The sequence below is a fragment of the Bartonella queenslandensis AUST/NH15 genome (assembly GCF_000312585.1).
GTDB classification, from domain to species: domain Bacteria; phylum Pseudomonadota; class Alphaproteobacteria; order Rhizobiales; family Rhizobiaceae; genus Bartonella; species Bartonella queenslandensis_A.
Genome location: NZ_HE998214.1, coordinates 1 through 286, shown reverse-complemented (window position 1 = coordinate 286; position 286 = coordinate 1). Strand labels below are relative to the sequence as shown.

Annotated in this window: 1 protein-coding gene; it reads right to left on the bottom strand. The window is 36.0% G+C overall.

Translation table 11 applies throughout. From position 1 onward, the window contains the following. A partial coding sequence (locus tag BN338_RS11440) for a type ISP restriction/modification enzyme (RefSeq protein WP_425277474.1) occupies positions 1–237 on the bottom strand: 237 nt, incomplete at its 3' end. Positions 238–286: the final 49 nt, after the last annotated feature.

The following is a 286-nucleotide window of genomic DNA, read 5'->3' as shown; positions in this document are numbered from 1 at the left end:
TGTTTGCTCCATTGGAAATATCCTCGGCATTTGATAAACCCTCTCATTGAAAGAGCGATTATAATAAAGCCACTGTTTTGTAAAAGGACGATAAAGACTTTGTGTGAGGCAAATATCTTCAAATTCGAAAAATTTTCCTCTCACCAATTCCTGCTTAACATTATGGCTCCAACTGATTTTGCTTTCATCCGCATTGACAAAATTATCTATAGCCTTTTGCACGTACTTTACGGTCAAGCATGTGCATAAGCATTATTAAAACGTTCACTTCACTGTTATAGAACGT